This window comes from Streptomyces sp. CA-250714 (genome assembly GCF_050936705.1).
In the GTDB taxonomy this organism is placed as follows: domain Bacteria; phylum Actinomycetota; class Actinomycetes; order Streptomycetales; family Streptomycetaceae; genus Streptomyces.
Genome location: NZ_JBNJMI010000001.1, coordinates 1,374,157 through 1,397,118, shown reverse-complemented (window position 1 = coordinate 1,397,118; position 22,962 = coordinate 1,374,157). Strand labels below are relative to the sequence as shown.

Below are 22,962 nucleotides of genomic sequence, written 5' to 3'. Positions count from 1 at the left end.
AGAGCTGAGGAGAGCATGACCGGTACCACCGGCAACCAGTCGAGCGCGGGCCATCTGTTGCAGCTCATCCGGGACGGCCGGGCCACCACCCGCGGTGCACTGCAACAGGCCACCGGACTGTCCAGGTCCACCGTCGGCCACCGCCTCGACCAGCTCTTCGCTGCGGGCTGGCTGCGCGAGGGCGAGGCCACCCCGACGGCGGGCTCCACCGGCGGACGGCCCTCGACGCGCCTGGAGTTCGACGCCGGGCACGCCGTGGTGCTCGCCGCCGACCTCGGCACCCGGCACGCCACCGCGGGCCTGCTCGACCTCGCCGGGAACGTACTGGCCGAACGCTCCGGCGAGCTGGTCATCGGCGACGGACCCGACCGGGTGCTCGACCGGCTCGGCCAGTGGTTCGCAGGGCTGCTCGAGAAGCACGGTACGGACCCCTCGCGGGTCTGCGGCATCGGTCTGTCGGTGCCAGGGCCCGTCGACTTCGACTCAGGACTGGTCATCCAGCCGCCGATCATGCCCGGCTGGGACGGCTACCCGCTGCGCGAGCGGATGCGGGAGGCGTACGCGGCACACGTCCAGGCGGGATCGTCCGTCCCCGTCCTCGTCGACAACGACGCCAACCTCATGGCCTACGCCGAACAGCGCGTCGGCTACCCCGACTGTGCGGCCTTCCTGCTGATCAAGGTCGCCACCGGGATCGGCGCCGGCGTCGTCGTGGACGGGCAGCCGTACCGCGGCATCGACGGCGGCGCGGGCGACATCGGGCACATCCGGCTGCACGACTGCCAGGACGCGCTGTGCATGTGCGGCAACCACGGCTGCCTCGCCGCCGTCGCCAGCGGACGCGCGCTCGCCAACCAGCTCACCGCCGCCGGTGTGCCCACCGCCTCCGGCTCCGGCGTCCGCGACCACCTCGCCGCCGGCCGGCCCGAAGCGGTACGGCTGGCCCGCGAGGCCGGGCGCCGAGTGGGGGAGGTGCTGGTCACCGTCGTCACCCTGCTCAACCCCGGCGTCCTGATGATCGCCGGAGACCTGGCAGGCACCCCGTTCCTGACCGGCGTACGGGAACTGCTGTACCAGCGCGCCATGCCCCGCACCACAGCCCACCTGAACGTCGTCACCTCCCAACTGGGCGAGCGCGCGGGCCTGATCGGTGCCGCCGCGATGGTGGTGGAGGACCGCTACGCCCCCGACCGCGCCGACGCCCGACTGGCCGCCCTGGCGGAATGACTGCCGTAACCCTCGCGTCCGCAGGAGACACCACCATGACCGCACCCTGGCCCGGCCCCCCGATACGCGTCGGCCTCGTCGGTGCCGGGCCGTGGGCCCGCACCATGCACGCCCGGATGCTCGCCGCCGGGCCGGAGACCGAGCTGGCCGCCGTCTGGGCGCGCAGACCGGAAGCCGCGGCACAGGTCGCCACGGAGCACGGCGCTGAGACCGCGGCGTCCTTCGGTGAACTCCTCGACCAATGCGAAGCCGTGGCCTTCGCCGTACCGCCCGCGGTCCAGGCCGAATTGGCGCCCCGCGCCGCACGCGCAGGCCGGGCGGTGCTGCTGGAGAAGCCGCTGGGACCCGATCTGGCGGCCGCCCGCGCCGTCGCCGACGCCGTACAGGAGCACGGCGTCGTCTCCCAACTGGTGCTGACCAAGCGCTACCACCCGGTGACCCGGCACTTCCTCGCCCGCGCCCGCGAGCTGCCGGTCACCGGGGCCCGCTCCTGCTATCTGCACGGCGCGTTCCTCGTCGGCGACCAGGCCACCGCCTGGCGGCTGGAACACGGCGCCCTGCTCGACCTGGGCCCGCATCTGCTCGACCTGCTCGACCTCGCCGTCGGCCCCGTCACCGCCATACGCGGCACCGGAGATCCACGCCGCTGGATCGAGCTGACCTGCGAACACGTCAACGGCGCCGTCAGCCAGGCCACCCTCTCCGGCGCGGTCGCGCTGCCCTGGGCCCGTACCCGGGTGGAGCTGTACGGGCCCGAGGGCGAGCTGGTCTACGACACCGCGGACCTCGACCACGAGGAGTGCTGGCCGGTGCTGCGGCGGGAGTTCGCGACCGCTGTGCGGAGTGGCTCCGCGGGTGAGATTGACGCCCGGCGCGGGTTGCGGCTGCAGGAGTTGCTGGCCCAGGCGATCCGGTAGGAGCTGCGCCCCCGTCAGGGGCGCGGGGAACTGCGCGACAAGCCACAAAGCAACCCGCAGCACGCGACCGACCGACAGGGGCACCCCCTCGCCGGTCTAAGGCTCCACCGGATCCACCTCCCACAACTCCCCCTCCCTCAGCTCCAGCCACCGGGTGATCCCCAACTCCCGCAGGAACGGGACATCGTGGCTGGCCACCAACAGCGCTCCCTCATACCCGGACAGCGCCTCCCGCAGCTGCCGCACGCTGGACATGTCCAAATTGTTCGTCGGCTCATCCAGCATCAGCAACTGAGGGCCGGGCTCGGCCAACATCACCGCGGCGAGGGTGGCCCGAAATCGCTCCCCACCCGAGAGCGTGCCAACAGCCCGCTCGGCCCGCTCGCCACGGAAGAGGAACCGGGCGAGCCGGGAGCGGATCTGCTGATTGGTCGCCTCCGGCGCCAACGCGGCGACGTTCTCGACGACGGACAGCGCGTCATCGAGCACATCCAGCCGCTGGGGCAGATAGCGCAGCGGCACATGGGTGCGCACCTCTCCCGCGGCGGGCGGCAGTTGCCCGGCAATGGTGCGCAGCAACGTGGTCTTGCCCGCGCCGTTCGGGCCGACCAGCGCGATCCGGTCGGGCCCGGCGACACCAAGCGAGGCACACGCGCCGTGCCGCAGCTCCACCTCGTCCAGCTCCAGCACCCGCCGTCCGCGCGGCACCGCGGTGAACGGCAGCTCGACGCGGATCTCGGCGTCGTCCCGTACCCTCTCGGCGGCCTCCTCCAGCCGTTCCTTCGCCTCTTCGAGGCGCTGCTCGTGCAGGATGCGGTGCTTGCCGGCCGACTCCTGCGCCTTGCGCTTGCGCGCGCCCATCAGGATCTTCGGCTCGCTCCCGCTGGCCTGCACCTTCTTGCCGTACTTGGCGCGCCGGGCCAATTTGGTTTGGGCCTCGGCCAGTTCGCGCCGCTGCCGCCGTACGTCCGTCTCGGCCGCGCGCACCATCCGCTCAACGGCCTGCTGTTCGGCGGCGACAGCCTCCTCGTACGCCTTCAGATTGCCGCCGTACCAGGTCACCTCGCCGCCGCGCAGCTCGGCGATCTGGTCGACCAGCGCGAGCAGTTCGCGGTCGTGGCTGACGACGACGAGGACGCCGCTGTAGGAGGCGACCGCGTCGTGGAGCCGTCGCCGGGCCGTCCGGTCGAGGTTGTTGGTGGGTTCGTCCAGCAGCAGCACATCGGGCCTCGCCAGCAGCAGCGCCGCCAGCCGCAGCAGCACCGACTCGCCGCCGGACACCTCGCCGATGGTGCGGTCGAGCCCCACGTGGGCGAGGCCGAGCTGGTCCAGCGTCGCGCGGGCGCGCTCCTCGACGTCCCAGTCGTCGCCGACGGCGGTGAAGTGCTCCTCACTGACATCACCCGCCTCGATGGCGTGCAGCGCGGCACGGGTACGGGCGACGCCCAGCGCCTCGTCCACCCGCAGGGAGGTGTCGAGGGTGAGGCTCTGCGGCAGATAGCCGACCTCGCCCGGGATCTTCACGGTCCCCGCGTCCGGGCGCAGCTCGCCCGCGAGCAGCTTCAACAGGGTCGACTTCCCGCTGCCGTTGAGGCCGATCAGTCCGGTGCGGCCGGGACCGACGGCCAGGTCGAAGTCGGTCAGCACGGGGCTGCCGTCCGGCCAGCTGAAGCTCAGCCGGGAGCAGACGAGAGAGTGGGCAGGGGGAGTGGTCACAGGGGCCTCCTGGTCGCCTCGCGGTGGGGGATGAACAGCGCGGGAGACACCGGGCCCCGGCTAACACAGCCCGGGGGCGGGATTCAGAAGGGAGGAGAGGGGCGAAGAGGCCGGCCGACTCGCTTCCGAGGTCACACACGTGGCACACAGACAGGGCACACGGTGTCTCAGACCTCAGATACGCAACGGCCTCTCCAATCGACGGCAACAGAGCCGTCCGGGACGATACGCCCGCGCTTTTGCCGCCCGCAAGCCTTTTTCCGCGCGTCGCGATGTGCTGTGCTGCGGGCATGGTCCGTACCAGTCAGCCCAGTCCCGGTTCCGGTCCCGGCCCCCTCCCCACGGTCCCGCTGCGGCCGATGAGGGTCCCCGCGCAACAGGCCGAGGACCACGCCAAGTCGTTCTACGAGATCATGTCCCGGCGCCGCACCGTCCGTGACTTCGACTCCCGCCCCGTTCCCGGAGCCGTGCTGGAGTGGGCGGTCCGTACCGCCGCGACCGCGCCCAGTGGGGCACACGTCCAGCCCTGGCGGTTCGTGGTGCTCACCGACCCCGAGCGCAAGCGGCGGTTGCGGGCCGCCGCCGAGGCGGAGGAGCGCGAGTTCTACCGGCGCCGCGCCTCCGCGGAGTGGCTGGCGGCGCTCTCACCGCTCGGCACCGACGAGCACAAGCCGTTCCTGGAGACCGCGCCCGCCGTCATCGTCGTCTTCGAGGTCCACAAGGGCCCGCACACGCCGCGCCCCTACTACACGAAGGAGTCCGTCGGTATCGCGGTCGGTTTCCTGCTCGCCACCCTCCACCAGGCAGGACTGGCCACCCTCACCCACACCCCCAGCCCCATGCGTTTCCTCAACGAGATCTGCGACCGCCCCGCCGAGGAGCGCGGCGCCTACGTCATCCCGGTCGGCTACCCGGCCCCCGGCGCCCGGGTCCCCGATCTCACCCGGAAAGAGCTGGACGAGGTGCTCATCCGCTTGTGAGCACCCCACCGTCGGCGGGGCCCGGACGACCCGGCATACTCCCAGCGCACAACGGCGAACAGCGGGAGCGTGCAATGAAGAGTGCGGTACGGGCGATAGCGGGCATAGCCTGCGCCGGCAGTCTGGTCCTCACGATGGCGGGGTGCGGGGGTAGTTCCGAGAAGGGCTCCGCGGGCGGCGGTTCGGGTGCGGCCGACGGCAACAAGGAAAACTCGCCGGCGGTGGGTGTCGTCAGCCGCGCCCAGGCAGACAAGCTCATCGACCACTACGAAAAGGTCAACAACCGGGCCAACAAGAACTCGGACCCGAAGCTGCTCTCCACCGTCGAAGGCGGAGCCGTCTTCGAGCAGAGCAAGGCCACCTACAAGATGCAGAAGACCTGGTCGGCGAAGGAACGCGCCGACTACCGGAATCCGTTCCGTTACATCGACCGGAAGTTCTACATTCCCCGCAAGGGGACCGCCGACTGGTTCGCGATGGTGGCGCACTCCAAGTCGCCGGGGAAGAAGAAGGGCAAATACCCCGGCATCCTCATCATGGAGAAGCAGAAGAACGGCGACTGGAAAATGGTCGCCGGCAGCTACAGCGAGACCAAGTGGCTGCCCGAGTTCGCCAAGGACGAGGACGGCTTCGTGAAGCCCGTCACCGACACCGGCAAGAAGTCCGGCGCCATGGCACCGGACTCCCTCTCCGACTCCCTGCTGGACCTCTACAAGCCCGGCTCCGCCAAGAACCGCTTCCGCGCCTCGGAATCCACCAAAGCGATCCGCAAGATCCCCAATTCGCAGAACAAGCTGCTGAGCCCGCACGGCGAGGCCGTCTACAGCCGGGGCGAGTCGACCCACGAGAAGACCCACGCGCTGCGCACCAAGGACGGCGGCACGTTCGCCGTCTTCAGCACCGAGGTCCGGGAACACGACCGCGGTACGGAGGTGACGGCCACGATCCACCCGTCCGACTCGATGAAGGTCTACGTCGGCGAGACCTCCGCACCGTCCTTCTTCGTCGACTGGCTGCACGTCTCCAGCGCCTACATCCCCCCGAAGGGCGACCCCAGGCTCCTCGGCACCGAGTACGACATGACCGGTGCTGCCGCGGGCTCCGACCAGAACGGGAAGATGCCGGGCACGGACGCCTGAGGCGTCACCGTTCCGGGCCGCGACTGGGGGTACCTCCCGGCCGAAGGCTGGGGTAGAGGAACCACCGACAAGGGGCCCGGCGGAATGGCGACGGCCGATCCCGTCGACCACTCCGCCGGGCCCTCGCCGTTCTGGCGAGGGTCCGGCGGAAACGGAGTTACCGGCTAGGCCAGCCCGGCTCGGCGGAGGGCCTCCGCCATTTCGCTGTTGGCCGGCGCCGGGGCGGACGCCCCCTGCTGGCCGCGGCGCTTGTTGCCGCCCCCGCCACCCCCGCCGCCCTTGGGCGAGCCCTGGCGCTGCCGTGGGGCGCCCCCTCCCGCGCGCTTGCCGGCGGCGCGGGGCTCCGGTTCGTCGTCCAGCCGCAGCGTCAGCGAGATGCGCTTCCGTGCCTCGTCCACGTCCAGCACCCGCACCTTGACGATGTCGCCGGGCTTGACCACGTCACGGGGGTCCTTCACAAACGTCTTCGACATCGCCGAGACATGCACCAGGCCGTCCTGGTGCACTCCGACATCGACGAACGCGCCGAACGCGGCGACGTTGGTGACCACGCCCTCCAGCACCATCCCCTTGGAGAGGTCGCTGAGCTTCTCGACGCCCTCCTTGAAGCTGGCCGTACGGAACGCGGGCCGCGGGTCACGGCCCGGCTTCTCCAGCTCGCGCAGGATGTCGGTGACCGTGGGCAGACCGAACGAGCCGTTCACGAACTCCTTCGGGTCCAAGGCACGCAGCACCTTCGCGTTGCCGATCAGCGACGGCACATCGGCGCCCGTCTTCGCCACCATGTCGCGTACCACCGGATACGCCTCCGGGTGCACCGCGGAGGCGTCCAGCGGGTCGTCGCCGCCGCGGATACGCAGGAAGCCCGCGCACTGCTCGAACGCCTTGGGGCCGAGCCGCGCCACGTCCTTGAGCTCCTGACGGCTCTTGAAGGGGCCGTTGGCGTCGCGGTGCGCGACGATGTTCTCCGCCAGGACCGAGCCGATGCCCGAGACGCGGGACAGCAGCGGAGCCGAGGCCGTGTTGACGTCCACCCCGACGCCGTTCACACAGTCCTCCACCACGGCGTCCAGCGAGCGCGACAGCTTCACCTCGGACAGGTCGTGCTGGTACTGGCCCACGCCGATGGACTTCGGGTCGATCTTCACCAGTTCGGCCAGCGGGTCCTGGAGCCGCCGGGCGATGGAGACGGCGCCGCGCAGCGAGACATCCAGCTCGGGCAGCTCCTGCGAGGCGTAGGCCGAGGCGGAGTAGACCGAGGCACCCGCCTCGGAGACCATCACCTTGGTCAGCTTCAGCTCCGGCTTGGCGGCGACGAGCTCACCGGCGAGCTTGTCGGTCTCGCGGGAGGCCGTGCCGTTGCCGATCGCGACGAGCTCCACCTTGTGCGCCTCGGCGAGCGCCGCCAGCTTCGCCAGCGACTGGTCCCACTGCTTCTGCGGCGCGTGCGGGTAGATCGTGTCCGTGGCGGCGACCTTGCCCGTCGCGTCGATCACGGCCACCTTCACGCCCGTCCGCAGCCCCGGGTCCAGACCGAGGGTGGCGCGGGTGCCGGCCGGCGCGGCGAGCAGCAGGTCACGCAGGTTGGCCGCGAAGACCCGCACCGCCTCGTCCTCGGCCGCCGTCCGCAGCCGGGTGCGCAGATCGATGCCCAGATGCACCAGGATCCGCGTACGCCACGCCCAGCGCACCGTCTCGGCCAGCCATGCGTCGGCCGGGCGGCCCTCGTCGCGTACCCCGAAGCGGTGCGCGATGGAGCGCTCGTAGGAGCTCGGGCCCTCCTGAGCCGCGTTGCTCTCGCCGGCGGGCTCGGGCTCCATGGTGAGGTCGAGGATCTCCTCCTTCTCACCGCGCAGCATCGCGAGGATCCGGTGCGAGGGCAGCTCGGTGAAGGCCTCGGAGAAGTCGAAGTAGTCGGCGAACTTGGCGCCCTGCTCCTCCTTGCCCTCCCGCACCTTGGCAGCCAGCCGCCCCTGGCCCCACATGCGCTCCCGCAGCTCGCCGATCAGATCGGCGTCCTCGCTGAAGCGCTCGGCCAGGATCGCGCGCGCACCCTCCAGCGCGGCGGCGGCGTCCGCGACACCCTTGTCGGCGTCGACGAACGCGGCAGCCGCGGCGGACGGCTCCACCGTCGGGTCCGCGAGCAGCCCCTCGGCGAGCGGTTCGAGACCGGCCTCGCGGGCGATCTGCGCCTTGGTGCGCCGCTTGGGCTTGTACGGCAGATAGATGTCCTCGAGGCGCGCCTTGGAGTCGGCGGCGCGGATCTGCTCCGCCAGCTCATGGGTGAGCTTGCCCTGCCCGCGTACGGACTCCAGGATCGACTCGCGCCGCTCCTCCAGCTCCCGCAGATAGCGCAGCCGCTCCTCCAGGGAGCGCAGCTGCGCGTCGTCGAGCATCTCGGTCGCTTCCTTGCGGTAGCGCGCGATGAACGGCACGGTCGACCCGCCGTCGAGCAGCTCGACAGCGGCGCGGACCTGCCGCTCGCGTACGCCGAGTTCCTCGGCGATCCTGCCTTCGATGGTCGTCGTCACGATGGTTCGTTCCGCCTTCTCGGTGCTGTGGTCCCCCGGTAGGCATGCATTGTGGCAGGCGGGTCCGACAGCCCCGCGCAGGCGGGCGCGGCGGCGGGCCCCGAGCGCTGCCGGTCCGGCCCTCGCCGGTGGGTCAGCCCTTGCCGAACAGGTCGGCGGGGAACGCGCCGGCCTCGGTCGCCGTCCGCGCGAATCCGCCCGCCAGTTCGGTCAGCCGTGCCACGCCCTCCGCGCCCAGCGTCTCGTAGGGGCGGCTGTCCAGCCGGTCGGTCTCCTCCTCCAGCCGCTTGCGCAGCTCGACGCCCTGCTCGGTCAGCTCCCCGTTGCCGTCCAGCAGTCCGCGCTCGCTCAACCGCTGCTGGGCCGCCGTCCAGTCGCGCTCGTTGTAGCCGCGGGTGTTCATCACCCACTTGGGGTTCATCCCGCGCCCGCTGGCCGTGTGGCTCACCAGGGCCTCCAGCGCGTCGAGTTCGGCGTTCTGGAGAGCCGCTATGTGGCCGTCCCCGCGGTGCTCGCGCAGCAGTGTCGCCGCGTGCCACAGCGCCAGGTGCGGCGACTGGTCGACCGGCGGCACGGGCAGGTCCGCGTTGGCGGAGTGCAGCGGACGCCCGGAGCGGATGCAGCCCTCGGTGGCCCGCAGCGCCAGCCGCGCGGCCTCCGCCATCTCGGCCGAGTAGACGGTCTCTTCGCCCAGCAGACCGCGCAGCGTCGCGTCGACGGCGCGCAGCCGCGCCGCCAGCACGGTCTCCGGCGACGCCGCGTCCCACACCTGGGGGACGAAGCGGGCGACGAGCGCGTGGCTGTAGTTGTAGAAGGTTGCCGTCACCGTGCCCGCGCTCACGGCTCCCAGCGGCGCGGACCGCGAGGCCAGGTTGACCGCGTGCGGGTCGTCGATGCCGTAGGGCGAGAGTTCCTTCCCCAGCGCGGGTGAGAAGTAGAGCGCGGAGTGCAGGGCGTTCAGGGCGTTGTGGCAGCGCCGCCCGGCGCGTTCGGGAAGTGACGTCATGGCCGTACGCTACCGCTGGGTATGTCGCGCCTGAAGGGCGTCCCCCGTCGGACTTTGCGCAGCCGGCAATGGGGGGCGCGCCCCGAAGGGGCGCGGGGAACTGCGCGACACGCCACAGCTCACCCGCAGCCTGCGGGCGACGGACAGGGGCACCCCCTTACCAGCACAGCCGGACGGCAACGCTCAGCCCTGCGGCCAGCGGAACCGCGGAGCGCGCCGCTCCATGAACGCCGCAACCCCCTCGGCGGCCTCACCGGACGCCGCGGCCGCACGCTGCCAATGCTCGACCCGGTCAGGCCCCGTACGCCCGTCCGCGAACTCCTTCGCCGCCGCCTGCGTCAACGCGGAACGCCCCGTCAGGGTCCGCGCGAACTCGGCGACCCTTTTGTCGAGTTCGTCCCCGTGGTGCACCTCGTCCACCAGCCCGGTCCGCAGCGCCCGCCCGGCGTCGATCAGTTCCCCGGAGTAGAGCAGGAACTTTGCGGTGGCCGGACCCACCAGGCGCACCAGACGCTCGGTGGAGGAGGCCGCGTACACGATGCCCAGCTTTGCCGGGGTGATCCCGAAGAGCGCGTCCTGCGCCGCGAACCGCAGATCGCAGGCGGCGGCGAGCTGGCAGCCGCCGCCCACACAGTGCCCGCGCACCACGGCCAACGTGGGCCTGGGAAAGGCGGCCAGCGCCTCCTCCGCCGCCACGGCCAGCGTCTGTTGCTCCCGCGCGGCACTCCCGCCGGGCTCGTCGGAGTCCGGTCCGCTCCGTGCCGCGTCGCGCAGCGCGCCGATGTCCGCGCCCGCACAGAAGGTGCCGTCGGCGCCCGTCAGCACCAGCACCCGTACGCCCGGATCCGCCGCGAGTTCGTCCAGCAGTACGGGCAGCCTGCGCCACATGTCCGGCGTCATCGCGTTCCGCTTGGCGGGATGGTCGATGGTGACGGTCGCGACGCCCTCGTCGAGCGCCGTGCGCAGGATCGGTTCCATGGGCGTGATCGTATCCAGCGCTTACCACGATCTGTCACGGAGCTGACTGTGGCGTAAGTCTTCTGTCAAATGCCATCGATACGTGCCAAGTTGCAGTCAGCCCGCCAGGTCTGCTCCTCGCGGTACCACCATGCAATGCAAGTACATCTGCAAGTACATCCAGGTGCCGGCAGGCACCGAGCAGGAGAGTGGGTGCTCAGATGGAGAGCCGCGGTGGGCAGCTGTCCGGCGTTGTCGACGAGGCTCCACCAGCCGGGGAGAGAGACGCAACCGTGAACGCGGTGCGCGGCGGGGCGGCGACGGGAACGGTGCGTGCGGTCACCGCCGTCCTGCCGCTGCGGGAGCGCACGGAGCGGCAACGGCGGTCCGAACCCAGAACGCTCGGCTGTGGGCACGAGGGCTCGCTGGGGTATGCACACGCCAGTGCGCCGGGACCGGCGCAGGAGGGCGCGTGGCGGTTCACCGCGCGGACGGCCGCCTCCGCCGTGCCCCAGCTGCGGCACGCCGTGCGGGACCTGCTGGAGCGGCAGCCGACGCGCATCCCGGAAGAGATGTTCCAGGGAGCGCTGCTGATCCTTTCGGAGCTGGTCACCAACGCGGTGGAGCACGCGGCGCTGCTCTCGCCCGAGATCGGGGTCGAGGTCTCACTGGGCGGCGGATGGCTCCGGATTGCTGTGGAGGACAGTCATCCCTACCGGCCCAAGGCGCTGGAGGCCGAACCGTTCCGGGAGCACACGGGCGGCCGGGGACTGCTGCTCGTCAAGACCATCACCGGCGAGGCGGGCGGCGTCTGCGACGTGGAGCAGACGAGTACGGGCGGCAAAATCATCTGGGCCGCACTGCCGCTCGGCTGAAGCGCGCACCGGCGCTCGGTTGAAGCGCGCACCGGCGCGGGTCACCAGCCTCCGGCGCCGCCCGTCACCTCGCGTACCGCGGGACGGGCCGCGTCCAGCACAGTCATGAACCAGGTGGAGAACGTGTCGGTCGCGTGCCGCTTCTCCAGCTCGTCCCAGGTCACGAACGCGGTCTCGGAGATCTCCTCCGGGTCGGGCCGCGGCTCGTCGCGCAGCAGCCCCACGAACAGGTGGTTGAACTCCTGCTCGACCAGCCCTGAGGCGGGGTCCGGGTGGTTGTAGCGGACGGTGCCCGCCTCGCGCAGCAGCGAGGGCGCCACTCCCAGCTCCTCCACGACCCGCCGGGTTGCGGCAGCGAACGGCGGCTCGGCCGGATACGGATGGCCGCAGCAGGTGTTGGACCACACTCCCGGCGAGTGGTACTTGCCCAGGGCCCGGCGCTGGAGCAGCAGCCTGCCCTCGGTGTCGAAGAGGAAGACGGAGAAGGCGCGGTGCAGCCGCCCGGGGGCCACATGGGCGGAGAGCTTCTCCGCGGTGCCGATCGTCGTCCCGTCCTCGTCGACCAGTTCGAGCATGATCGGGGCGGCTGAGCTGTTCGCCATGGTGATCCTTCTGGTGGGCCTGTGGGCAGCGTGATCCAGTGTGCCGCAGGCAACGCGATAACTCCGCATTGTGCGGGATTCTGTCTATATCGCTCACATTTGCGCCCATTGCTGTCGATATGCGGCCTCAGCTCGACGGCGTACGTGCCTCCGGGTGCCGCAGCAGCCAGCCTTCCCACGCCGAGGCGACCATCTCCCGCACTCCGAACCGCGGCTCCCAGCCCAGCTCCTTGCGGATCCGGTCGGCCGAGGCCACCACCCGCGCCGGGTCGCCCGGGCGGCGCGGTACCACCAGGGGTGCCGGCTCCCGCTTGCCGGTGATCTCGGCGACGAGCTCGGCCATCTCCCGCACGGAGACGCCCTCACCGGTGCCGACGTTCAGCGTCAGATCGTCCCCCGCGGCTGCCGCCCCCTGCCCGGTGGAGCCGTCGGCCGCCAGCGCCCGTGCCGCCGCGACATGCGCCTCGGCCAGGTCCCGCACATGGATGTAGTCCCGCACGCAGGTGCCGTCCGGGGTCGGGTAGTCGTCCCCGAAGATCCTGGGGGCCTCGCCACGGGTGAGCGCGTCGAAGAACATCGGGACGATGTTGAAGACCCCCGTGTCGGCCAGCTCGGGGTCGGCGGCCCCGGCCACGTTGAAGTAGCGCAGACACGCGGTGGACAGCCCGTGTGCCCGGGCCGTCGCCCGCACCAGCCACTCACCGGCCAGCTTGGTCTCGCCGTACGGGTTCATCGGTACCGTCGGGGTCTGCTCGGTGACCAGATCCACATCCGGCATTCCGTAGACCGCGGCGGAGGAGGAGAAGACGAAGCGGCCCACTCCCGCGTCGACCACGGCGCCCAGCAGCGTGACCAGGCCGTGCACGTTCTCCTCGTAATAGGACAGCGGCTGCTCGACGGACTCGCCGACCTGCTTCTTGGCCGCGAGATGGATCACACCGCCCACGCCGTGCTCGGCGAGCGTGCGGTCCAGCAGCGGGCGGTCCAGCACGGAGCCGCGCACCAGCGGCACCTCGGCGGGCAGCCGCCCGGCCAGCCCGGTGGACAGGTCGTCCAGTGCGACGGCACGCTGGCCGGCAGCCGTCATGGCCCGTGCGACGTGCGCGCCGATGTAGCCCGCGCCGCCTGTGATCAACCACGTCATGTCCCGAACCCTATCGGCCCCGGTTGTGACGTGAGCCCATGATCCACCATGCTGGGGCGCGCGGGCGCTTCCCGGGCAACACCGGGGCGGTGAACGCTCGGTGAAGGCTCCCCTTGGCGATCCGATACTCTCTGCCGACGTGCTGCCGACCCTTCCGGGTGACGGCGCATGCTGCCCGCTGCCTTAGTTGTCCCCCTCTCGCGCGGGTATGCCGGCTTTCAAGGAGTGAGTTCGTTCTGTCGACCGCCATCCTCACCGGTCCGCCGGTTGCCGGGTCGTCACTCGAGGCCGACCTGCGCTCGCTCGGCTTCGAGGTGCGCGTGGCCGCGCAGCCTGCCGAGGTCAGCGCCCACCTCGCCGCCACGGCGGCGAACGAACGGCTCGCCCTGATCGACCCCCGCTTCGTCGGCCACACCCACGCGCTGCGGCTCGCTCTGAAGGATCCCCGCTTCGAGGCGGGCGCCCTGCCGGGTGTGCTCGGCGTCACCCCCGAGGCGCGGCGCGCGCTGCCGCACGAGCTGCCGGGCGGCCCCCAGCAGGCGGCCGACGCCCTGGAGGCGGCCGGCGTCGAGGTGCACCGGCCCGAGCTGGGGACACTCGTGGCGACCGTCCCCGCCGACGAGACGGCACGCAAGGAGGCCGAGGCCGCCGTCGCAGCGGTCGACGACGAGGCGGTACGGCTGCGCTCCGCGGTCAAATCCCGCGACGGCTTCTTCACCACCTTCTGCGTCAGCCCCTACTCGCGCTACATCGCCCGCTGGTGCGCCCGCCGTGGCCTGACTCCCAACCAGGTCACCACGGCCTCGCTGATCACCGCGCTCATCGCCGCCGGCTGCGCCGCGACGGGCGAGCGGTGGGGCTTCGTGACCGCCGGGGTGCTGCTGATCGCCTCGTTCGTGCTGGACGCCACGGACGGCCAGCTCGCCCGCTACGACCTCCAGTACTCCAAGCTCGGCGCCTGGCTGGACGCCACCTTCGACCGGGCCAAGGAGTACTCCTACTACGCGGGCCTGGCGCTCGGTGCCGCCCGCGGCGGCGACGACGTATGGGCACTGGCGCTCGGCGCCATGCTGCTGATGACCGCGCGGCACACCGTCGACTTCTCCTTCAACGAGGCCAGCCACGACGTCGCCGCCAACACCAGCCGCACCGCCGTACTCTCCAGCAGGCTGGACAGCGCGGGCTGGACCGTCTGGGCGCGGCGGATGATAGTGCTGCCCATCGGGGAGCGCTGGGCCCTCATCGCCGTACTGACGGCCGCCACCACGCCGCGTATCACCCTCATCGTGCTGCTCGCCGCCGGCACCCTCGCCGCCTGCTACACCACGGCGGGGCGGCTGCTGCGCTCCATGCACCGCAGGGCCCGCACCGACCGCGCGGCCGAGGGAGTGCGCGCGCTCACCGACAGCGGTCCGCTCGCCGAGCTCGCGGCGCGGCTGCTGCGCCCCGTCCGGCTGCCGCTGCTGGGTGCTCCCGCACTTGCCCTGCTGGGCGGCGCCGTGATCCTCGCCACCGCGTGGGCCGCGCCACTCGGCAGCCTCTGGCCGGTACCGGCCGCAGCGGTCTACGCCCTCTGTGCCGGGGCGGCGCTGGTCCAGCCCCTCAAGGGCCCGCTGGACTGGCTGCTGCCCCCGTTCTTCCGCATCGCGGAATACGGCACGATTCTGGTGCTGGCCGCCCGTGCCGAAACGGACGGCACGCTCCCCGCGGCATTCGGGCTGGTAGCGGCTCTCGCCTACCATCACTACGACACGGTGTACCGCATCCGCGGTGGCACCGGGGCGCCTCCGCACTGGCTGGTGCGGGCGGTCGGGGGGCATGAAGGACGGACCCTGGTGGTCACCGTCGCCGCGGCCCTCTGGCTGGGTGGCGGCGGCCATACGCAAGGCTTCATCTTCGCGCTGACCACGCTTGCCGTGGCCATCGCGGCCGTGGTGCTCGTCGAGAGCATCCGTTTCTGGGTGTCGTCGCAAGCACCCGCAGTACACGACGAAACAGGAGAACCCGCATGATCGGCCTCGTGCTGGCTGCCGGCGCCGGACGGCGTCTGCGCCCCTACACCGACACCCTGCCCAAGGCCCTGGTGCCCGTGGACGGTGAAACCACCGTCCTCGACATCGCCCTGGCCAACTTCGCGCAGGTCGGTCTCACCGATGTCGCGGTCGTCGTGGGCTACCGCAAGGAAGCCGTCTACGAGCGGCAGGCAGAGCTGGAGGCCAGGCATGGCGTCAAGCTCCGCCTGATCGACAACGACAAGGCCGAGGAGTGGAACAACGCCTACTCCCTCTACTGCGCCCGTGAGGTCTTCAAGGAGGGCGTGCTGCTCGCCAACGGCGACACCGTGCACCCCGTCTCCGTGGAGAAGACGCTGCTGGACGCGCGTGGCAACGGCCAGCAGATCATCCTGGCCCTCGACACCGTCAAGGACCTCGCCGACGAGGAGATGAAGGTCGTCGTGGACCCCGACAAGGGCGTCCAGCGCATCACCAAGCTGATGGACCCCGCCGAGGCCACCGGCGAGTACATCGGCCTCACCCTGATCGAGCCGGAGGCCGGCGCCGAGCTGGCCGACGCGCTGAAGGCCACCTTCGAGCGCGACCCGCAGCTCTACTACGAGGACGGCTACCAGGAGCTGGTCAACCGCGGCTTCAAGGTCGACGTCGCCCCCATCGGGGACGTCAAGTGGGTCGAGATCGACAACCACGACGACCTCGCCAAGGGCCGGGAGATCGCATGCCAGTACTGACCCGCCTCATTCCGTCGCCGGTCGTCGTGGACATCAGCCGCGGCGCACTGGACGACCTGGCGGGCCTGTTGGCCGATCAGCGGATCTCCACCAACGGCAAGCTCGCCTTCGCCATCAGCGGCGGCTCAGGTGCCGCGCTGCGCGAGCGGTTCGCGCCGCTGCTGCCCAACGCCTCCTGGTACGAGGTCGGCGGCGGCACCATCGACGACGCGATCAAGCTCGGCGACGCCATGAAGTCCGGCCGCTACGACGCGGTCGTCGGGCTCGGCGGCGGCAAGATCATCGACTGTGCGAAGTACGCGGCGGCGCGGATCGGCCTGCCGTTGGTCGCGGTCGCGACCAACCTCTCGCACGACGGCCTGTGTTCGCCGGTCGCCACCCTCGACAACGACGCGGGCCGCGGCTCCTACGGGGTGCCCAACCCGATCGCCGTCGTCATCGACCTCGACGTCATCCGTGAGGCCCCCGAGCGCTACATCCGCTCCGGCATCGGCGATGTCATCTCCAACATCTCCGCCGTCAAGGACTGGGAGCTGGGGCACGAGGTGCGCGGCGAGGACATCGACGGACTGGCCGCGGCCATGGCGCGGCAGGCCGGCGAGGCGATCCTGCACCACCCGGGCGACGTCAGCGACGACGGCTTCCTCCAGGTGCTCGCCGAGGGCCTGGTGCTGACCGGCATCTCGATGTCGGTCGCCGGGGACAGCCGTCCCGCTTCCGGCGCCTGCCACGAGATCAACCACGCCTTCGACCTGCTCTACCCCAAGCGTGCTGCTCCGCACGGCGAGCAGTGCGGCCTCGGCGCCGCCTTCGCCACCTATCTGCGCGGGGACAAGGACACGGCCAAGCTGATGGTGGAGGTGCTGCGGCGGCACAAGCTGCCGGTGCTGCCCGCCGACATCGGCTTCGACCGGGACGAGTTCGTCGAGGCCGTCGCGTACGCGCCGCAGACCCGCCCCGGGCGGTACACGATCCTGGAACACCTCGACCTGTCCACCGACCAGATCAGGGACGCGTACGCGGACTATGCACAAACCATCGGTAGCTGAACTGCGGCCGGTCGTTCACCCCGCCGGGGTGAAGGACCGGCGGAGCGGTGAGCACTGGGCCGGTCGGCTCTACATGCGCGAGATCTCGCTGCGTGTCGACCGGCACCTGGTGAACACCCGGGTCACCCCCAACCAGCTGACGTACGTGATGACGGTCGCCGGGGTGCTGGCCGCGCCGGCGCTGCTGGTGCCCGGCGTCGGTGGCGCGGTCCTGGGTGTGGTGATGGTCCAGCTCTACCTGCTGCTCGACTGTGTCGACGGCGAGGTGGCCCGCTGGAAGAAGCAGTTCTCGCTGGGCGGGGTGTATCTGGACCGGGTCGGCGCGTACCTGTGCGACGCCGCCGTGCTGGTCGGTTTCGGCCTGCGCGCCGCCGACCTGTGGGGCGGCGGCAGGGTCGACTGGCTGTGGGCCTTCCTCGGCACGCTGGCCGCGCTCGGCGCCATCCTGATCAAGGCGGAGTCCGACCTGGTGGGCGTCGCGCGCCACCAGGGCGGGCTGCCGCCGGTCCAGGAGTCGGCCGCCGAGCCGCGCTCCTCCGGGCTGGCCCTGGCGCGCAAGGCGGCCGCGGCGCTGAAGTTCCACCGGCTGGTCCTGGGCATCGAGGCCTCCCTGCTGATCCTCGTCCTCGCGGTCGTGGACCAGATCCGGGGCGACCTGTTCTTCTCCAGGGTCGGCGTCGTCGTCCTCGCGGCCATCGCCGTGCTCCAGACGCTGCTGCACCTGGTGTCCATCCTCGCCTCGAGCAGGCTGAAGTGACGGGGGGCGGAAGCGATATGCGACTGGGTGCCGTCGTGCTCACCATGGGCAACCGCCCCGAGGAGCTGCGTGCACTGCTGGAGTCGGTCGCCAAGCAGGACGGCGAGGCGATCGAGGTCGTCGTGGTGGGTAACGGCGCGCCGTTGCCCGAGCTGCCGGACGGTGTACGAAAGGTCGAGCTTCCGGAAAATCTCGGCATCCCCGGTGGGCGGAATGTCGGAATAGAGGCATTCGGCCCCTCGGGTGCCGAGGTGGACGCACTGCTCTTTCTGGACGACGACGGGCTGCTGCCCTCGACCGACACCGCCGAGCTGGTGCGCGAGGCGTTCGAGGCCGACCCCCGGCTCGGGATCATCAGCTTCCGTATCGCCGACCCCGAAACGGGCGTCACCCAGCGCCGTCACGTACCCCGGCTGCGGGCCTCCGACCCGATGCGCTCCTCCAAGGTCACCACGTTCCTCGGCGGCGCCAACGCCGTGCGTACCAAGGTGCTGGCCGAAGTCGGCGGCCTGCCCGACGAGTTCTTCTACGCACACGAGGAGACCGACCTGGCTTGGCGTGCCCTCGACGCCGGCTGGGGCATCGAGTACCGCGCCGACATGGTGCTGCACCACCCGACCACCGCCCCCAGCAGGCACGCCGTCTACCACCGGATGGTGGCCCGCAACCGCGTCTGGCTGGCCCGCCGCAACCTTCCCGCGCTGCTCGTCCCCGTCTATCTGGGCGTATGGCTGCTGCTCACCCTCGCCCGGCGCCCCTCCATGCCGGCGCTGCGGGCCTGGCTGGGTGGTTTCAAGGAAGGCTGGACCACGCCGCCGGGGGCCCGCAGACCGATGCGGTGGCGTACGGTATGGCGTCTGACGCGGCTGGGTCGCCCGCCCGTGATCTGACAAGCTCGTGTCTGAGAGCATCAGCCCCGGATTCACTTGCGCAGTGTGAGGACGAAAGTTTCCAACGTGAGCGAGACAACCCAGGACAGCGCCGACAGCTCGGTCGGCGTGCTGCCTCCGCCGTCACCGGACGACCGGCTGACCCCGTCCGAACTCGCGGCCAAATACGGCCTGTCGGTGAGCGGAGCGCGCCCCTCGTTGCCCGACTACGTGCGTCAGCTGTGGGCGCGGCGGCACTTCATTCTCGCCTTCTCCCGGGCGAAGCTGACGGCGCAGTACAGCCAGGCGAAGCTGGGCCAGCTGTGGCAGGTCGCCACGCCGCTGCTGAACGCTGCCGTCTACTACTTCATCTTCGGCCTGCTGCTGGGAGGCCGGGAGGGCACGCCGGGTGGCCAGGAGAACTACGTCCCGTTCCTGATCACCGGAGTGTTCGTCTTCACCTTCACCCAGACGTCGGTGCTCACCGGCGTCCGGGCGATCTCCTCGAACCTCGGACTGGTACGGGCGCTGCACTTCCCACGCGCCGCGCTGCCGATCTCGGTGGCGCTGCAGCAGCTCCAGCAGCTGCTCTACTCGATGATCGTGCTGGTCGTCATCCTGCTCGGGTTCGGCGAGCTGCCGCAGTTCTCCTGGCTGCTGATCCTGCCGACGCTGGCCTTCCAGTTCGTCTTCAATACCGGCCTGGCGCTGATCCTGGCCCGGCTCGGCAGCAAGACACCCGATCTGGCGCAGCTGATGCCGTTCATCACCCGGACGTGGATGTACGCGTCCGGCGTGATGTTCCCCCTCAAGCACATGCTGGAGAACAACGCGCAGGCGCCGAGCTGGGTGGCGGACCTGCTGCAGGCCAACCCCGCCGCCGTCTATATGGACCTGATGCGGTTCGCCTTCATCCAGGAGTACCCCAGCACCCAGCTCCCGCCGCACGTATGGGCGCTCGCCCTGGGCTGGGCAGTGGTCGTGGGCGTCGGCGGATTTGTTTTCTTCTGGAAGGCGGAGGAGCGTTATGGCCGTGGCTGAGCAGACCGAGCAGAGCGGACCTTCCGCCGAGTCCGGCAAGAAGACCGAGGCACAGGCGGAGCAGACTCCTGCCCCCTGGGTGCCCACCGTCATTGCCGAGGACCTGCACATCGTCTACCGGGTCTTCGGTGGCTCCAAGGGCCGGGGCAGCGCCACGGCGGCCCTCAACCGCATCATCCGGCGCAAGCCCGGCGGGGGTATGCGCGAGGTGCACGCGGTGCGCGGCGTCAGCTTCACCGCGTACCGCGGCCAGGCCATCGGCCTGATCGGCTCCAACGGCTCCGGCAAGTCCACGCTGCTCAAGGCCATCGCCGGGCTGCTGCCGGCCGAGAGCGGCAAGGTATACACCGACGGTCAGCCCTCGCTGCTGGGCGTCAACGCGGCCATGATGAACGACCTGACGGGCGAGCGGAACGTCGTCCTCGGCGGCCTGGCGATGGGGATGTCCCGCGAGGAGGTCGCGAGTCGATACCAGGACATCGTCGACTTCTCGGGCATCAACGAGAAGGGTGACTTCATCACCCTGCCGATGCGTACCTACTCCTCCGGTATGGCCGCCCGACTGCGGTTCTCCATCGCCGCGGCGAAGAACCACGACGTCCTCATGATCGACGAGGCCCTGGCCACCGGCGACAAGCGCTTCCAGAAGCGCTCCGAGGCCCGCATCCGTGAGCTGCGCAAGGAAGCCGGCACCGTCTTCCTCGTCAGCCACAACAACAAGTCCATCCGCGACACCTGCGAGCGGGTGCTGTGGCTGGAAAAGGGCAAGCTGCTGCTCGACGGCCCGACGGACGAGGTCCTGAAGGAATACGAGAAGTTCACCAGCAAGTAGCGAGGGGGGCGCCCCGTCAGGGGCGCGAGGAACGGCGCGACCAGCCACGATGCACCCGCAGTCCGCGCGCGTCGGGCAGGGGCAGCCCCCTCCCGGAACAACGGAGGGGGCCGACCAAGAACCGCCGGACACGGCCTCGCGGCAAAGCACCGAAGCGGCCCGCTTCACCAGCATCAGCCGGTGAAGCGGGCCGCTTCAACGTGTGCGTGGCCCCGGGGTCACACCCCGGTACGGGCCCGCTCCCTCTCGCCGGGCTCCCCCTCCCGCGGCTCCCCCTCAGGGCGCTCCGCGACATCGGCGTCAGCCCCCTCGCTCAGCCCTGCCCTCGCGTGCAGCCGGCGCAGCGGCCTCGGCGCGTACCACGCCGTACGGCCCAGCATCCGCATCGCGGCCGGTACCAGCACCCCGCGTACCGCCACCGCGTCGATGAGGATGGCCAGGCCGCTGCCCAGGCCGAACATCTGGATGAAGGAGACCTTGCTGGTGGTGAAGGCGAAGAAGCTGACCGCCAGCAGTCCGGCGGCCATGGTCACGATCCGCCCGGTGCGGGAGAGTCCGCCGGTCACCGACTCGCTGTTGTCGGCCCCGGCGTCGTGCAGCTCCTTGATGCGGCTGGTCACGAAGACCTCGTAGTCCATGGACAGGCCGAAGACGATGCAGAACATCAGCACCGTCATCGAGGTGTCCATCGGCATCGCGGTGAAGCCCAGCAGCGAGGAGAGGTGCCCGTCCTGGAAGACCCACACCATGGCGCCGATCGCGGCGGTCAGGCTGATCGCGTTGAGCACCAGGGCGCGCAGCGGCTGCACGATGCTGCCGGTGAAGAGGAACAGCAGCACGAATGTCGAGCCGACGACCCAGGCCACGGCGGCGGGCAGCTTGTCGGCGATGGCCTTCTTGGCGTCGATCAGCTGGGCGTCCTTGCCGCCGACCAGCGTCTTGCTGCCGTCGGGCCCCGGCAGGTCGCGGATCTCGCGGACCAGGTCCTGTGCCGCGCCCGAGGCGGGGGTCAGGCTGGTGGTGACCGTCAGCCGGTGGGTGCCGTCCTGCTCGAACCCGGCGCTCGCCGCCCCGGGCCCGCGCACCGAGTGCCCCTGCGCGTAGGTACCGGTCGCCGCCTGGACGCGGCTGACGCCCTTCAGCTCGGACAGCTGCGCGGCGTACCGGCCCACGGCCCCGCCGTCCGCCCGCTCCTCGGTGACGACGGAGATGCCTGCCGCGTCGTTGCCCGCGAAGTCGTGCTGGAGCGCTGTGGAGACCTGGCGGCTCTCGGCGCTGTCGGGCAGCACCCGCTCGTCGGGGGTGCCGAAGGTGGCGCCCAGCAGCGGGCTGGCGGCCAGTAGCAGTACGGCCAGCACCGGCAGCGCGGTGAGCGCGGGCCGCCGCATCACGACGCGGGCCAGCTTGCCCCACAGCGGGGCCTCCGGCTTGCGTACCGCGTCCGCCCACGGCAGCCGCCCCTTGTTGACGCGGGGGCCGAGCACGGCCAGCAGCGCCGGGACGACCAGCAGCGCGGAGAGCGCGGCGATGGCCACCACACCGATGCCCGCGTAGGCGAAGGAGCGCAGGAAGTACGGCGGGAACAGCAGCAGCGCGGCGAGCGCGGCCACCACCGTCGAGGCGGAGAACAGCACGGTCCGGCCGGCCGTGCGAACGGTCGTACGGAGCGCCTGGGCCGTGTCGTCACCGGCGCCGAGCCGCTCGCGGAAGCGGCTGACGAGCAGCAGCCCGTAGTCGATCCCGAGCCCGAGGCCCAGCGCCGTGGTGAGGTTGATCGCGAACACGGAGACGTCCGTGATGCTGCCGAGGATGTACAGCTCGGCGAAGGTGCCCAGGATCGCGATGAGCCCGATGGCCAGCGGCAGCAGCGCGGCCACCACGCTGCCGAAGGCGAGGATGAGCAGCACCAGCGTCACGGGTACGGCAATGGCCTCTGCCACCCCGAGGTCCTTGGAGACCTGCGCGTTGACCTGCTCGTTCAGCGCCGCCGCGCCGCCCGCGCGGACCGAGACCGCGCCCCGTTCGCCGCTCCACTTGTCGGTCACCTCGGTGACGCGCTCGGTGTCCTCCTGGTCCATGTGCGCGAGCACCAGCGCCTGGCTGCCGTCGCGTGAGGTGAGGGCCGAGCCGCCCGGCGCCCAGTAGGAGGTCACCTGGGAGACGCCGGGTTCCTTGCGCAGCCCGGCGGTCAGCTCCTGTCCGGCGTGCTTGACGGCCGGGGAGTCGAGGTTGCCGCCCTTGGCGCGGACGAGCAGGACGAGGTTGTCCTCGCCGTGGAACTTCTCGTCGATCAGGGTGGCGGCGCGCGAGGAGGGCGAGTCGGGGTCGTCGAACCCGCCGCCCTGGAGCTTGCTGAAGGCGCCGAAGCCGACGGCGGCCAGGGCCACCACCGCCAGCAAGGAGAGCACGAGCACGCCTCGTGCTCGGCGGTAGGTCAGATTGGCTATGCGATCGAGCACGTCGTATCCCCCGGGAGCGCTATGGATGGGCGGGAGGGACGCCGCATGGATGTTCACGGCGTCAACATGCATCATGTCATGAATGTTATTGCTGTCAACATCGGGCAGGATAGGA

19 protein-coding genes are annotated in these 22,962 nt (G+C 70.9%); 12 read left to right on the top strand and 7 right to left on the bottom strand.

What is annotated here, in order from left to right:
* Nucleotides 1–15 precede the first annotated feature (15 nt).
* On the top strand, nucleotides 16–1,227 hold the full coding sequence (locus ACQEU8_RS06260) for an ROK family protein (protein ID WP_433097659.1): 1,212 nt from the start codon (nucleotides 16–18) through the stop codon (nucleotides 1,225–1,227).
* A gap of 35 nt (nucleotides 1,228–1,262) precedes the next feature.
* Nucleotides 1,263–2,144, top strand: coding sequence for a Gfo/Idh/MocA family protein (locus ACQEU8_RS06255; protein WP_433097657.1), 882 nt, complete (start codon nucleotides 1,263–1,265; stop codon nucleotides 2,142–2,144).
* A gap of 96 nt (nucleotides 2,145–2,240) precedes the next feature.
* On the opposite strand, the gene ACQEU8_RS06250 is transcribed toward ACQEU8_RS06255, so the two are convergent.
* Nucleotides 2,241–3,860 carry an ABC-F family ATP-binding cassette domain-containing protein gene (locus tag ACQEU8_RS06250; protein WP_433097655.1) on the bottom strand — a complete coding sequence of 540 codons (1,620 nt, stop codon included), beginning with the start codon at nucleotides 3,858–3,860 and terminating at the stop codon, nucleotides 2,241–2,243.
* Nucleotides 3,861–4,150: 290 nt separating this feature from the next.
* Between ACQEU8_RS06250 and ACQEU8_RS06245 the strand changes: the two genes are divergently transcribed.
* Together ACQEU8_RS06245 and ACQEU8_RS06240 are read left to right on the top strand one after the other, a co-directional pair.
* Complete coding sequence (locus tag ACQEU8_RS06245; protein WP_433097653.1) at nucleotides 4,151–4,840, top strand: nitroreductase family protein; 690 nt, start codon at nucleotides 4,151–4,153, stop codon at nucleotides 4,838–4,840.
* 74 nt (nucleotides 4,841–4,914) lie between these two features.
* Nucleotides 4,915–5,979, top strand: coding sequence for a hypothetical protein (locus ACQEU8_RS06240; RefSeq protein ID WP_433097651.1), 1,065 nt, complete (start codon nucleotides 4,915–4,917; stop codon nucleotides 5,977–5,979).
* Between the two features lie 164 nt (nucleotides 5,980–6,143).
* Here ACQEU8_RS06240 and ACQEU8_RS06235 read toward each other — a convergent pair whose 3' ends face one another.
* From ACQEU8_RS06235 to ACQEU8_RS06225, 3 genes are all read right to left on the bottom strand, one after another.
* Complete coding sequence (locus ACQEU8_RS06235; RefSeq protein ID WP_433097649.1) at nucleotides 6,144–8,510, bottom strand: Tex family protein; 2,367 nt, start codon at nucleotides 8,508–8,510, stop codon at nucleotides 6,144–6,146.
* Nucleotides 8,511–8,643: 133 nt separating this feature from the next.
* Nucleotides 8,644–9,516 carry an SCO6745 family protein gene (locus ACQEU8_RS06230; RefSeq protein ID WP_433097647.1) on the bottom strand — a complete coding sequence of 291 codons (873 nt, stop codon included), beginning with the start codon at nucleotides 9,514–9,516 and terminating at the stop codon, nucleotides 8,644–8,646.
* Nucleotides 9,517–9,699: 183 nt separating this feature from the next.
* Entirely contained in the window at nucleotides 9,700–10,494 is a 795-nt protein-coding gene (locus ACQEU8_RS06225; RefSeq protein WP_433097645.1) for an enoyl-CoA hydratase/isomerase family protein, read from the bottom strand.
* A 404-nt stretch (nucleotides 10,495–10,898) separates the two neighbouring features.
* Here ACQEU8_RS06225 and ACQEU8_RS06220 point away from each other — a divergent pair, with 404 nt between their 5' ends.
* Complete coding sequence (locus ACQEU8_RS06220; RefSeq protein WP_433102187.1) at nucleotides 10,899–11,348, top strand: ATP-binding protein; 450 nt, start codon at nucleotides 10,899–10,901, stop codon at nucleotides 11,346–11,348.
* Nucleotides 11,349–11,389: 41 nt separating this feature from the next.
* On the opposite strand, the gene idi is transcribed toward ACQEU8_RS06220, so the two are convergent.
* The gene (gene idi / locus ACQEU8_RS06215; RefSeq protein WP_433097643.1) at nucleotides 11,390–11,950 is read right to left on the bottom strand and encodes an isopentenyl-diphosphate Delta-isomerase; all 561 of its coding nucleotides are present in this window, start codon (nucleotides 11,948–11,950) and stop codon (nucleotides 11,390–11,392) included.
* Nucleotides 11,951–12,077: 127 nt separating this feature from the next.
* Nucleotides 12,078–13,094 carry a UDP-glucose 4-epimerase GalE gene (gene galE / locus ACQEU8_RS06210; RefSeq protein WP_433097641.1) on the bottom strand — a complete coding sequence of 339 codons (1,017 nt, stop codon included), beginning with the start codon at nucleotides 13,092–13,094 and terminating at the stop codon, nucleotides 12,078–12,080.
* Between the two features lie 236 nt (nucleotides 13,095–13,330).
* On the opposite strand from galE, the gene ACQEU8_RS06205 reads away from it, so the two are divergent.
* The 7 genes from ACQEU8_RS06205 (at nucleotide 13,331) to ACQEU8_RS06175 (ending at nucleotide 20,388) form a co-directional block, all read left to right on the top strand.
* Nucleotides 13,331–15,106 carry a DUF5941 domain-containing protein gene (locus ACQEU8_RS06205; protein WP_433102185.1) on the top strand — a complete coding sequence of 592 codons (1,776 nt, stop codon included), beginning with the start codon at nucleotides 13,331–13,333 and terminating at the stop codon, nucleotides 15,104–15,106.
* On the top strand, nucleotides 15,103–15,840 hold the full coding sequence (locus ACQEU8_RS06200; protein ID WP_433097639.1) for a sugar phosphate nucleotidyltransferase: 738 nt from the start codon (nucleotides 15,103–15,105) through the stop codon (nucleotides 15,838–15,840). Before ACQEU8_RS06205 ends, ACQEU8_RS06200 begins: the two co-directional genes overlap by 4 nt.
* Entirely contained in the window at nucleotides 15,828–16,889 is a 1,062-nt protein-coding gene (locus ACQEU8_RS06195; protein ID WP_433097637.1) for an iron-containing alcohol dehydrogenase family protein, read from the top strand. Before ACQEU8_RS06200 ends, ACQEU8_RS06195 begins: the two co-directional genes overlap by 13 nt.
* Nucleotides 16,867–17,646 (top strand): CDP-alcohol phosphatidyltransferase family protein, encoded by a 780-nt coding sequence (locus tag ACQEU8_RS06190; RefSeq protein ID WP_433097635.1) that lies wholly within the window; start codon nucleotides 16,867–16,869, stop codon nucleotides 17,644–17,646. The genes ACQEU8_RS06195 and ACQEU8_RS06190 overlap by 23 nt, the downstream gene beginning before the upstream one ends.
* 17 nt (nucleotides 17,647–17,663) lie before the next feature.
* Nucleotides 17,664–18,536 carry a glycosyltransferase family 2 protein gene (locus ACQEU8_RS06185; RefSeq protein WP_433097633.1) on the top strand — a complete coding sequence of 291 codons (873 nt, stop codon included), beginning with the start codon at nucleotides 17,664–17,666 and terminating at the stop codon, nucleotides 18,534–18,536.
* Between the two features lie 66 nt (nucleotides 18,537–18,602).
* Entirely contained in the window at nucleotides 18,603–19,556 is a 954-nt protein-coding gene (locus tag ACQEU8_RS06180; protein ID WP_433097631.1) for an ABC transporter permease, read from the top strand.
* Entirely contained in the window at nucleotides 19,543–20,388 is an 846-nt protein-coding gene (locus ACQEU8_RS06175) for an ABC transporter ATP-binding protein (RefSeq protein ID WP_433097629.1), read from the top strand. Before ACQEU8_RS06180 ends, ACQEU8_RS06175 begins: the two co-directional genes overlap by 14 nt.
* A gap of 218 nt (nucleotides 20,389–20,606) precedes the next feature.
* On the opposite strand, the gene ACQEU8_RS06170 is transcribed toward ACQEU8_RS06175, so the two are convergent.
* Nucleotides 20,607–22,847 carry an MMPL family transporter gene (locus tag ACQEU8_RS06170; RefSeq protein ID WP_433102183.1) on the bottom strand — a complete coding sequence of 747 codons (2,241 nt, stop codon included), beginning with the start codon at nucleotides 22,845–22,847 and terminating at the stop codon, nucleotides 20,607–20,609.
* Between the last annotated feature and the right edge of the window lie 115 nt (nucleotides 22,848–22,962).

Excerpts from the sequence above, each read along its gene's own strand:
- ACQEU8_RS06185 (WP_433097633.1), top strand. The coding sequence starts at position 17,664 with ATGCGACTGGGTGCCGTCGTGCTCACCATGGGCAACCGCCCCGAGGAG.
- ACQEU8_RS06230 (WP_433097647.1), bottom strand. The coding sequence starts at position 9,516 with ATGACGTCACTTCCCGAACGCGCCGGGCGGCGCTGCCACAACGCCCTG.
- ACQEU8_RS06240 (WP_433097651.1), top strand. The coding sequence starts at position 4,915 with ATGAAGAGTGCGGTACGGGCGATAGCGGGCATAGCCTGCGCCGGCAGT.
- ACQEU8_RS06195 (WP_433097637.1), top strand. The coding sequence starts at position 15,828 with ATGCCAGTACTGACCCGCCTCATTCCGTCGCCGGTCGTCGTGGACATC.
- ACQEU8_RS06260 (WP_433097659.1), top strand. The coding sequence starts at position 16 with ATGACCGGTACCACCGGCAACCAGTCGAGCGCGGGCCATCTGTTGCAG.
- galE (WP_433097641.1), bottom strand. The coding sequence starts at position 13,094 with ATGACGTGGTTGATCACAGGCGGCGCGGGCTACATCGGCGCGCACGTC.
- ACQEU8_RS06175 (WP_433097629.1), top strand. The coding sequence starts at position 19,543 with ATGGCCGTGGCTGAGCAGACCGAGCAGAGCGGACCTTCCGCCGAGTCC.
- idi (WP_433097643.1), bottom strand. The coding sequence starts at position 11,950 with ATGGCGAACAGCTCAGCCGCCCCGATCATGCTCGAACTGGTCGACGAG.
- ACQEU8_RS06225 (WP_433097645.1), bottom strand. The coding sequence starts at position 10,494 with ATGGAACCGATCCTGCGCACGGCGCTCGACGAGGGCGTCGCGACCGTC.
- ACQEU8_RS06190 (WP_433097635.1), top strand. The coding sequence starts at position 16,867 with ATGCACAAACCATCGGTAGCTGAACTGCGGCCGGTCGTTCACCCCGCC.
- ACQEU8_RS06255 (WP_433097657.1), top strand. The coding sequence starts at position 1,263 with ATGACCGCACCCTGGCCCGGCCCCCCGATACGCGTCGGCCTCGTCGGT.
- ACQEU8_RS06200 (WP_433097639.1), top strand. The coding sequence starts at position 15,103 with ATGATCGGCCTCGTGCTGGCTGCCGGCGCCGGACGGCGTCTGCGCCCC.
- ACQEU8_RS06245 (WP_433097653.1), top strand. The coding sequence starts at position 4,151 with ATGGTCCGTACCAGTCAGCCCAGTCCCGGTTCCGGTCCCGGCCCCCTC.